This window comes from Bradyrhizobium sp. PRIMUS42 (assembly GCF_023006515.1).
Classification (GTDB): Bacteria; Pseudomonadota; Alphaproteobacteria; order Rhizobiales; family Xanthobacteraceae; genus Bradyrhizobium.
Window position 1 is genome coordinate 1 of sequence record NZ_JALBGZ010000179.1, and the last position, 9,646, is coordinate 9,646.

Consider the following 9,646-nt stretch of genomic DNA (forward strand, 5'->3'; position numbering starts at 1 on the left):
CCTGCCCGATCGCATTGAGGACGCGCGCCGCGCCGAGCGGCCGGCCGCGGCCCAGGAACGAGGTATCGAGTGCGCCTACCGCGGAGGTGACGGCGCGGTTGAAGCGGCGAACGCGAGAAATCGGATCCAACATGATGTCTGACTTTAGTCAGATATTTCGTGGAGGTCAATTTGTTCGGTTGATTGCGCCGGGTTGGTCACGGGCGTACCGGCTCGGCGAGGCCCAGTTCCCTGCGGACCTTCCGCGTCAACTTGGCGACGATCAGCGTATGGGCCTGCGCGAGATAGCCCGTGAGCTCGGCATCGGGGAGGGCGCTGTTGCTGACGAGCTGCACCCATTTGGCGCGCGCAAGGTACGGCGCTCGCCGCGCCACGCCATGCTCGATCAACATCGCATAGGCCATATCCGAGACCTTGAACATGTAGCCGCCGGAGCTTGCGGCAAAGCCGCCGCCGAGAGCGAACATCTTCCCGCCGACCTTGAACACGGACGTGCCCTCCCACTGCACCACCTTGGTGGCAGCCGGCAGGCGCAGGCAGCGTGCTTCGAAGTTTTTCGGCGTCATGAGGCGAGCGATAGCATGCTGCGCACGGCTTGCAACATCTGGCACGGAGGGCGTATTGCGTTTCGCTCATCCATCCGGCGCACCTACAAGCTGTTGTGTTGCCCGACGCGCAAAACACACGAGCCGTGGGGCAACGTGCTCCAACAAAAATATTCGCCTTTACAGAAGTTCGGCTTTGGCGCATTCCTTGGCCAACTTACCCCGGTCAGAGGGGCGTATCGCGATCGTCACGAACGTGGGGTGAGCTGCGGTGGACGCTTCGTCACATCGGCGCGACAGGCTTGGCAGGGCGGCAAGAACCGTGAGCGAATACCTTCGCGCATACGACCGGTGTGACAAGCGTATGGCAAAACCGTGTCGTCCTGGCGCCCGGGGTCTGGCGCCAAGTCTTGTGGTGATGCAGCGGCCCGACCGGACCGCGCGCATCAGTCATCCGCAAGGCGACGGGGGCAATAGTGCATCGCTCCCCGGGGAGAGCTCGGCATAAGCCGTCAAACCACTGCGCAGGGAAGGCCGGATGTTGGGCTTCACCTGTATGCCGCTGTGCAGCCGCTTGTAGCGCAATCGTCGCACAGTGGACCGTGGGTGCCCGGCCGGCACCCGGTCTTCCCTGCGCCCTCTGACGGAGGGTGTCGAGATGAAGCAAAGCTCGGGCGAAATGAGCCGCGAGGATGCGAACTCATGTCCGTTATTTCGCGACGGTCTCGTGCCCGGCCGCTGCGCAGCAACGCGAAGGGCGTTGCAGCGCGTCCGGGACCCGAGAGCGGAGAATGCCGCCCGTCAATGCTCCGTCATTGCGAGCGCAGCGAAGCAATCCAGGCTGTCTCTGTGGAAAGATTCTGGATTGCTTCGCTGCGCTTACAATGACGCTGTTGATGCAGATGCGCCGCTTTGTGAATTGTGCTGAGGCCGCATATCGCTACGATGCGGCCGTTCCCGGAACACGGGAGCCAGCAGCAAGCGGAGGCGGCATGAGCGGACAGGAACCCAAAGTCAAAGGATCGGACCTGTTTGTCGCGGCATTGGAGAACGAGGGCGTCGATCGGATCTTTGGTATCCCCGGCGAGGAAAATCTCGACCTCGTGGAATCGCTGCGCACCTCCAAGATCGAGCTGGTCCTGACCCGCCACGAGCAGGCCGCCGCCTTCATGGCCGCCACGCACGGCCGGCTGACCGGCAAGCCCGGCGTTTGTCTGTCGACGCTCGGCCCCGGTGCCCTCAACCTGTCGACGGGTGCGGCCTATGCGCATCTCGGCGGGATGCCGATGATCCTGATCACCGGCCAAAAGCCGATCATGAGCAGCCGGCAGGCGCGCTTCCAGATCGTGGACGTGGTCGCGACCATGAAGCCGCTGACGAAGCTGTCGCGGCAGATCATCAGCGCCTCCAGCATTCCGACCGTGGTGCGCGACGCCTTTCGTGTCGCCATGGAGGAGCGGCCCGGCCCGGTGCATCTCGAACTGCCCGAGGACATTGCCGGCGACGAGGTGCCCGCCGTTCCCGTGATCCCGATCCATCCGATCGAGATCCCGGTCGCCCATCGCGCCGCGCTCGACCGCGCGGCCGAGATGATTTTGACCGCAAAGTACCCGCTGGTGATGATGGGCGCGGCGACCAGCCGGCCGCGCTCGACCCACGGCATCGCAAGCTTCGTGCGACGCACCGGCATTCCGTTCTTCACGACGCAAATGGGCAAGGGCACCGTGCCCGGCGGCACCAATCTCTACATGGGCACTGCCGCGCTGTCCGAGCGCGACTATGTCCATGACGCCATCGACGCCGCCGACCTGATCGTCGCGATCGGTCACGACCCGATCGAGAAGCCGCCGTTCATCATGGGGCCATCAGGGCCGAAGGTCATTCATGTCAGCTATACTTCGGCCAGTGTCGAGCAGGTCTATTTTCCTGACGCCGAGGTTGTCGGCGATGTCGGCCCGAGCCTGGAGCTGCTCGCCGATCGGCTCGAAGGCAAGCTGCCGCAGGCTGCGGCGCTGCTGCCGCTGCGCGAAGAAATCCTCATGCATATCGCCGACCGCGCCACCGAGGCGCGCTGGCCGCCGACGCCGCAGCGCATCGTGCACGACATCAGGCAGGTGATCCCCGAGAACGGCATCGTTGCGCTCGACAACGGCATGTACAAGATCTGGTTTGCGCGCAACTACCGCACCCGCGTCGCCAACACGCTGCTGCTCGACAATGCGCTGGCGACCATGGGCGCCGGCCTGCCGTCGGCGATGATGGCCGCGATGCTTTATCCCGATCGCCGCGTGCTCGCGGTCGCCGGCGACGGCGGCTTCATGATGAACAGCCAGGAGATGGAGACGGCCGTCCGCCTCAAGCTCAACCTCGTCGTCCTGGTGCTCGAGGACAACGCCTACGGCATGATCCGCTGGAAGCAGGCCGTCGATCATTTTGCCGATTACGGCATGACTTTTGGCAACCCCGATTTCGTCCTCTACGCCAAGGCCTACGGTGCGAAGGGGCATCGCATTACGAGCATCGATAGCTTTGGCCCGACGCTCGACGCCGCTTTCAAGGAAGGCGGCGTGCACCTCGTTTCGATCCCGATCGACTATTCGGAGAATGTACGGGTGCTGGTCGACGAGCTGCGGGCGCATGAGAAGGCGAAGGCGTGATCGATGGAGGTCGTGCCCCGGACCCAGCGCAGCGCCTCTTGGCGGTGCGCTGCAGAGCCGGGGCCCACGCATCGGCGAACTCTGCGGCCTCCTGGGTCCCGGCTCTGCGCAGCAACGCTAAAGCGTTGCAGCGCGTCCGGGACACGAGAGATCTTGTGCCGAGCGGCTCAATCACCGACACTCCCAATCACCGAACCAATGACAGGAATATGAAATGACTCGCGTTCGCTGTATCACCGAGATGGGCATGGGCGTCGACGTCCACGGCAGGGACGCCACCAAGGCAGCGAAGCGGGCTGTGTCGGATGCCATCCGGCATTCGAGCCTCGGATTCTTCCGGATGATCGGCAAGACCGCCAACGACATGTTCGTCGATGTCACGATCGCGGTGCCCAATCCCGAAGCGGTGGACAAGGAAGCCGTGGCCAAGGAGCTGCCTTACGGCACGGTGACCGTGACGGCGGTCAAGGGTGGGCTGGAGATTCCCTCGGCCACGGAGGTGGCAAACGACCCCATCCTCATCGCCAACGCCGCCGTCATCGTCAGCTTCGACAAGGACTAGGCCGGTGTCCGATAACGATGAGGCGCTGCTGGATCGCCCGATCTGGAGCGCGCTGACGACCAGCCACAAGCATCTGGCCGAAGGCGGCCCGCGAGCACTGCGCTATCCCGTCGACATGACGCCGTTTGCCGACATGGCCGACATGTCCGCGGCGAGCTTTGCCGCGCTCGGTGATCTCCTGTCGGGCTCGCAGGTCGCTGCGCTGTTCACACCGGAGGCAGTCGACGTTCCCGCCGGTTTCAAGGTCGTGCTCGCCGGGCCCTGCGAGCAGATGATCGGCTCGCCTGCCGACAGTCCGCTGCGCGACGCCGAGATCGTCACGCTGGGGCCGGCCGATGTGCCTGCCATGACGGCGCTGGTGGAGCTGACCAAGCCTGGTCCATTTGCGCTGCGGACCCACGAGCTCGGCACGTTCCTCGGCATTCGCGCCGGGGACGAATTGGTCGCGATGACTGGCGAGCGGATGAAGCCGGGCAAGTTCACCGAGATGACGGCCGTCTGCGTGCATCCCGATTATCGTGGTCGCGGCTATGCGCAGGCGTTGCTTGCGGCCGTCGCGCGCGGGATCGAGGCGCGCGGGGAAATTCCATTCCTGCACGTGTTTTCCAGCAACTCGTCGGCGATTGCGCTGTACCAGCGGCAGGGCATGCGCATCCGCCGATGCCTGCACGTTACCGCGTTCATGAAGCACCGATAGGCGCTGCGGACTTCATTTCCTGCGAAAGCACGCTATATCCGTCCCAACCACAAATTCGGGGAGACACATGGACGCCAGGGTCAGCGATTTTTCCGCCGCACGGACGGCAATGCAGCGCTACGTCGATCAGGAGATCATTCCGGGTGCATCCTGGGCCGTGCTGCGCGGACGCGAGGTGGTCGACCAGCAATGCGTCGGCTTTGCCGACCGCGAGGCGAACACTGCGCTGCGGCCCGACCACATCTTCCGCGCGTTCTCCAACACCAAGATCTTCGTCACCTGCGCCATCATGCTCCTCGTCGAGGAAGGACGTATAGGGCTCGATGATCCGATCGAGACATTCCTGCCGCAACTCGGCAATCGCAAGGTGCTGAAGCAGGGCGCGGCTGGTCTTGCTGACGTCGAGCCGGCGAAAAGCCCGATCACGATCCGGCAGCTTCTGACCCACACTTCCGGTCTCAGCTACGGCATTTTCGATCCCGGCACCGTGCTGTTCAAAGGCTATAACGAAGCGCGCGTGCTCAATCCGCTGACGCCGCTCACTGATATGATCGACAAGCTCGCCGATCTGCCGCTGTCGTATCATCCCGGCACGGCCTGGGAATATTCGGTGGCAACCGACGTGCTCGGCCGCGTCGTGGAGGTCGTCTCGGGCAAGTCCCTCGATGCCTTCCTGAAAGCGCGCATCTTCGATCCGCTCGGTATGACGGACACCGGATTCCATGTTCCGGACGCGCAGCAGGGCAGGCTGGTTGCGCTCTATAATGGCGCTGATGTGCTCGATCCGATGAAGCCGGGCCTCACGCGCGCGGACAATCTTCCTTTTCCGCAAGCCTATCGGCGGCCGTTCCCGCGGCTCTCGGGCGGCGGCGGTCTGGTCTCGACCCTGCCGGACATGCTCGCGCTGGTGCGGGCATTGTTGCCGGGGTCGGATGCGCTGCTCAAGCCGGAGACGCTGCGGCAGATGATGACGAACCAGTTGCCTGCGGGCCAAACCATCCGCTTCGCCAATCTCGGCCCGATCCCCGGCAAGGGTTTTGGTCTCGGCGGTGCCGTCACCTTCGCGCCGATGCCGTTCGATCCCCCGAATTCGACCGGTGAATTCCAGTGGGGCGGCCTTGCCGGCACCCATTGGTGGATCTGCCCTGAGGCCAATACCGCCGGCGTGCTGATGGCCCAACGCTACATGGGCTTCTGGAATCCCTTCTTCTTCGAGTTCAAGCGCCTGGCCTATCAGGCCGTCGGGGGCTGACCCGCGAAAAATTTGTCGGCGGCCGCGAATCCTTTTCGGTCGCCGCGCCCTCTTGATGGTCGAGGCAATTGGCCTCGGCTCATCTCGGAGGATGCGATGGCATTTTACAGGAAGAACATCGGCGGCCTGCAGCAGACGGTGCGGGTCGCCTTGGGCGTCGCGTTGGCGGTCGCGGCATTGGTTTATCTGGCGGGCGGGATGGCGTGGCTGGTCGCGCTGGGCGGCGCCGGCTTCGCGCTGACCGGCTTCGTCGGCTATTGTCCCATGTGCGCGATGGCAGGGATCGGGCGAGGAGGTGCATCGTGAGTGCGGCTGAGATCTCGCCGAACCTGTTCGAAGCCGCGCGGCTCGGCGATATCAGGGCGATCGCGTGCCTGCTCGAGACGGCGCAGCCGGATATCCGCCGCTACGCACGCGCAACCTGCCGCAGCTCGGCGGATGCCGAGGATGCGACGCAGGAGGCACTGTGGATCCTGTTCCGCCGTGTCGGCACGATCCACTCGCTGCTGGCGTTTTCGGCCTGGCTGTTCAGCGTGGTTCGCCGTGAGTGCCTGCGGCTGGCGCGCAGGGCGGGTCTTGTCCCGGCTGTCGATGAGAGTGAAGTGGAGGCAGCATTGCTGCTGCGTCCCGAAGCCGATCTGCGCCTCGACGTGGCCGCGGCGTTCGAGGCGCTGCCGCCGCACTATCTCGACGTCGCGCTGATGCGCGACGTCGAGGAAATGACCATTGATGAAATTGCCGCTGCGCTCGGGGCAACCCGGCAGACGGTGAAGGCTCGCCTGCATCGCGCCCGCGCCTTGATGCGCGAATATCTGACGAGATGAGACGTGAGCCACCCCGAAGAGAAAAAATCAGAGGCGCGCGCGAAAACTGAAAATGACGGCGCATGACGTGCCAAACTATCTCGGCCTCGACGGATTTCGCTTCGGCTGGGTCGCAGCCTGGATCGACGAGCGCGGCGATCACGGCTTCGACTATTCGCCGGGCCTGAAGCGCCTGCTCGCGATGCCGCATGCGCGCGCGACGATCGACATGCCGATCGGATTGAACCCAAGCGGCTATCGCCTTTGCGATCTGCGCGCGCGTGCATTGATCGGCCCCGCCGTGTTCCTCGGCGCGCGCCGTGAGCTCTGGACGTTCCCGGACATGGCGGCCGCCAATCGCTACTATTGGAAGCACGAAGGCAAGGGCAGGGGCGTGTCGGCGCAGCTCTGGAACATCAGAGACAAGCTCAGGGAGGTCGACGATGCCATGACGCCGACGCGGCAAGCGACGATCGGCGAAGCGCATCCGGAATTGATCTTCTGGAATCTCGCCGGGCGGATGCGGCTTGAACCGAAGACGTCGCCATGCGGTCGAACCCAGCGCATTGCGCTGCTGAGAGACCGAGGCTTCACCAAGGTCGAGAAATGGCTGACGCTTCGCCTCGGCACCGGCATCGGCCGCGACGATCTCATCGATGCCTGCGCCTGCGCGGTCGCCGCGCGCGACAGCACCCAGCGCGTCGGCGGTGACGAGATTGATCCCCGAGGGCTGAGAATGGAGATCAACTACTGAAGCCTCATTCCTCGCAATCGCTTCCGTCTCCCGTATGGCCGCGACAACGATGTCTGTGCTTCAGGCAGACGCCATCGTCGTCCAGTCTTGCCGCTCTCTCCTCGTACGCCTCGGCCATCGACTGCAGCCGCAGCGCGGCTTCACCATGCGCGAGATCTTCGGCGACGCGGCGACAGCGTTCAGCGTGGTCGAGCAGGGCGCGCTTCTCAATGTTCATTCGGCGACAACGCTCGGAAGGGCCGATGGTCCCTGCGCGCGCGGATGGAACAGTGTGATGGCTTCGTCGTATAATCCGGGAAAAAGTAGCAATATTTCTAGCCGACTCGGAACATGGCGCTCGAGCTGACGTTTACGCAAAGGATGCTGAGGGACAACACGATGTACGACGTCTGCCAATGGGCGACCGCGATGCTCGCAGCCGCCTTTACGGCCGTGCTATTGATCTCGGGCCAACGGTTCATCGAGTATCGGCTGCAACATGAGGCAATGACCCCGATTGTGGTGATGGCGACACTTCCTCCGTAGGCGTGGCATTGCCGACGGATCGTGAGGACGGATCGTGACTTGCGCCATTCGCGTCGCCTAGATTAGGTGCGCCTCAGTTCACGCACCAAAGGTCCCGATGTCCGATCTCTCCGCCTATCCCATCATCAAGCGCTGGCCGGCCAAGCATCCGGAGTTGCTGCAGCTCTATTCGCTGCCGACGCCGAACGGCGTCAAGGTCTCGATCATGCTGGAGGAGATCGGACTGCCCTACGAGGTCCATCTCGTCGATTTCGGCAAGGACGACCAGGAGACGCCGGAGTTTCTCTCGCTCAATCCGAACGGCAAGATCCCGGCGATTCTCGATCCCAACGGCCCCGGTGGCAGGCCGCTGCCGCTGTTCGAGTCCGGAGCGATCCTGCAATACCTCGCCGAGAAGACCGGTAAGCTCCTGCCGGAGGACGCCGCGCGCCGTTACCAGACGCTTCAGTGGCTGCACTTCCAGATGGGCGGCGTCGGGCCGATGTTCGGCCAGGTCGGCTTCTTCCACAAATTCGCCGGCAAGGATTTTGAGGACAAACGGCCCCGTGACCGCTACGTCGCCGAAGCCAAGCGCCTGCTCGGCGTGATGGAGACGCATCTGGCGGGACGGCAATGGTTCATGAATGACGACTACACCATTGCCGACATCTCCATGCTCGGCTGGGTACGCAATCTCATCGGTTTCTACGGCGCGGGTGATCTCGTCGAATTCCCCCAGTTCAAATCTGTGGGTGCCTGGCTCGAACGCGGGCTTGCGCGTCCGGCGGTGCAGCGCGGGCTGAACATTCCGCGGCGGCCGTAGGGTCAGGCCAGCGCCTTGTGGGTCATGTAGAGCGCCATCAGCGAGATGAAGGCGATCATGACCCGGCGTAGCACCGATTTGCTGACGCCGTTGGCCATGCGTGCGCCGAGATCGGAGCCCACCCAGAGACCGGCAAGAATGCCGATGATCGCCGGCCAGCCGACCATCAGGCCCTTGCTCCAGTAGATCCAGGCTGCCGGAAGGTTGGTCGGGATGATCGAGAAGACGAGGCTGACGAGCTGTGCCTGATGCTGCGGCACGCGCAGGCCCGCAGCAAGGCCGACCGTGATCGCCAGGCCCCCGCCGATGCCCATGAAGCCGGAGGAAAATCCGGCAAGCAGACCGATAAGGAGCAGGGGTAGCCAGGGCAGTTGGTCCTGGTCGCCGGCCTCGCGGCTGCCGTTCTTGCGATCGCGGCGCAGGATCAGCAGGGCGATCAGCCCGACGAGATAGGCGACATAAGTCCATTGCAAAACCTGGTTAGAAACCGCTGCCGCGGCGTAACCGCCGCCGGCACCGCCGACGAGAAAGCCGATGCCGATCCAGATGATCCACGGCAAGGGGCTGCGATTGCCGTTCTGCCAGTAGCGGCGCGCGCCCGCGAGGCCGGTCGGCGGGATTTGTGTGATCAGCGACGTTCCCTGCGCGACGTGCTGCTCGGCGCCGAGCAGCAGCACGCTGAAGATCACGAGGCCGCCACCCGGGCTCGTTCCCATGAAGCCCGATGTCAATCCGCTGACCAGGCCGACGCCGGCGCCAGCAAGGAGGTCGTGCATCCCGGGCATCGCCTACGTCCTGGTTCGCCGCTTGATGTCAGGTCTGGTCGTGCGGAAGCCGTCGATCACACCGGTGACGGCCGTCATGCAGGCCTCGACGTCGAATTCGTCGCCCCAGCATTTTTGCAGCACAAAACCCTGGAAGATCGCGATCAGCACGCGTGCGATCGCGTCCGCGCCGAGGTCGCGCCGGATGAGGCCCTCGTGCTGGGCGCGTTCGACCAGCGCCACGATCAGAGCGCGCGGCATGTCGATGCCTTCGACGACGCTGGT

Annotated in this window: 11 protein-coding genes and 2 pseudogenes; 9 read left to right on the forward strand and 4 right to left on the reverse strand. The window is 64.2% G+C overall.

From position 1 onward, the window contains the following. Both MOV75_RS15790 and MOV75_RS15795 read right to left on the reverse strand, forming a co-directional pair. Positions 1 to 133: pseudogene (locus tag MOV75_RS15790) on the reverse strand (PadR family transcriptional regulator); the annotation flags it as partial. Between the two features lie 64 nt (positions 134 to 197). Beyond that, on the reverse strand, positions 198 to 566 hold the full coding sequence (locus MOV75_RS15795; RefSeq protein WP_246919975.1) for an MmcQ/YjbR family DNA-binding protein: 369 nt from the start codon (positions 564 to 566) through the stop codon (positions 198 to 200). A gap of 971 nt (positions 567 to 1,537) precedes the next feature. Between MOV75_RS15795 and MOV75_RS15800 the strand changes: the two genes are divergently transcribed. From MOV75_RS15800 to MOV75_RS15840, 9 genes are all read left to right on the forward strand, one after another. Beyond that, on the forward strand, positions 1,538 to 3,202 hold the full coding sequence (locus MOV75_RS15800; RefSeq protein WP_246919977.1) for an acetolactate synthase large subunit: 1,665 nt from the start codon (positions 1,538 to 1,540) through the stop codon (positions 3,200 to 3,202). 214 nt (positions 3,203 to 3,416) lie between these two features. Next, complete coding sequence (locus tag MOV75_RS15805) at positions 3,417 to 3,764, forward strand: Lin0512 family protein (protein ID WP_014495864.1); 348 nt, start codon at positions 3,417 to 3,419, stop codon at positions 3,762 to 3,764. A gap of 4 nt (positions 3,765 to 3,768) precedes the next feature. After that, positions 3,769 to 4,461, forward strand: coding sequence for a GNAT family N-acetyltransferase (locus tag MOV75_RS15810; protein WP_246919978.1), 693 nt, complete (start codon positions 3,769 to 3,771; stop codon positions 4,459 to 4,461). A gap of 67 nt (positions 4,462 to 4,528) precedes the next feature. Next, positions 4,529 to 5,713 (forward strand): serine hydrolase, encoded by a 1,185-nt coding sequence (locus tag MOV75_RS15815; RefSeq protein WP_246919979.1) that lies wholly within the window; start codon positions 4,529 to 4,531, stop codon positions 5,711 to 5,713. A 96-nt stretch (positions 5,714 to 5,809) separates the two neighbouring features. Next, positions 5,810 to 6,019, forward strand: a complete 210-nt coding sequence (locus MOV75_RS15820) for a DUF2892 domain-containing protein (RefSeq protein ID WP_246919980.1) — start codon at positions 5,810 to 5,812, stop codon at positions 6,017 to 6,019. Continuing rightward, a complete protein-coding gene (locus tag MOV75_RS15825; protein WP_246919981.1) occupies positions 6,016 to 6,537 on the forward strand; it encodes an RNA polymerase sigma factor in 522 nt (173 codons plus the stop codon). The genes MOV75_RS15820 and MOV75_RS15825 overlap by 4 nt, the downstream gene beginning before the upstream one ends. 67 nt (positions 6,538 to 6,604) lie before the next feature. Further along, positions 6,605 to 7,270: a DUF429 domain-containing protein gene (locus MOV75_RS15830; protein ID WP_246920013.1), complete on the forward strand. Its 666-nt coding sequence runs from the start codon at positions 6,605 to 6,607 to the stop codon at positions 7,268 to 7,270. A 330-nt stretch (positions 7,271 to 7,600) separates the two neighbouring features. Next, positions 7,601 to 7,795 (forward strand): hypothetical protein, encoded by a 195-nt coding sequence (locus MOV75_RS15835; RefSeq protein ID WP_246919985.1) that lies wholly within the window; start codon positions 7,601 to 7,603, stop codon positions 7,793 to 7,795. 97 nt (positions 7,796 to 7,892) lie between these two features. Continuing rightward, entirely contained in the window at positions 7,893 to 8,597 is a 705-nt protein-coding gene (locus MOV75_RS15840; RefSeq protein ID WP_246919987.1) for a glutathione S-transferase family protein, read from the forward strand. A gap of 2 nt (positions 8,598 to 8,599) precedes the next feature. Here MOV75_RS15840 and MOV75_RS15845 read toward each other — a convergent pair whose 3' ends face one another. Both MOV75_RS15845 and MOV75_RS15850 read right to left on the reverse strand, forming a co-directional pair. Next, positions 8,600 to 9,382 (reverse strand): sulfite exporter TauE/SafE family protein, encoded by a 783-nt coding sequence (locus tag MOV75_RS15845; RefSeq protein WP_246919988.1) that lies wholly within the window; start codon positions 9,380 to 9,382, stop codon positions 8,600 to 8,602. Between the two features lie 3 nt (positions 9,383 to 9,385). Continuing rightward, a pseudogene (locus tag MOV75_RS15850) lies at positions 9,386 to 9,646 on the reverse strand (TetR family transcriptional regulator); the annotation flags it as partial.

Coding starts and splice junctions, on each gene's coding strand:
- MOV75_RS15795 (WP_246919975.1), bottom strand. CDS start 566: ATGACGCCGAAAAACTTCGAAGCACGCTGCCTGCGCCTGCCGGCTGCC.
- MOV75_RS15835 (WP_246919985.1), top strand. CDS start 7,601: ATGGCGCTCGAGCTGACGTTTACGCAAAGGATGCTGAGGGACAACACG.
- MOV75_RS15805 (WP_014495864.1), top strand. CDS start 3,417: ATGACTCGCGTTCGCTGTATCACCGAGATGGGCATGGGCGTCGACGTC.
- MOV75_RS15820 (WP_246919980.1), top strand. CDS start 5,810: ATGGCATTTTACAGGAAGAACATCGGCGGCCTGCAGCAGACGGTGCGG.
- MOV75_RS15845 (WP_246919988.1), bottom strand. CDS start 9,382: ATGCCCGGGATGCACGACCTCCTTGCTGGCGCCGGCGTCGGCCTGGTC.
- MOV75_RS15840 (WP_246919987.1), top strand. CDS start 7,893: ATGTCCGATCTCTCCGCCTATCCCATCATCAAGCGCTGGCCGGCCAAG.
- MOV75_RS15800 (WP_246919977.1), top strand. CDS start 1,538: ATGAGCGGACAGGAACCCAAAGTCAAAGGATCGGACCTGTTTGTCGCG.
- MOV75_RS15815 (WP_246919979.1), top strand. CDS start 4,529: ATGGACGCCAGGGTCAGCGATTTTTCCGCCGCACGGACGGCAATGCAG.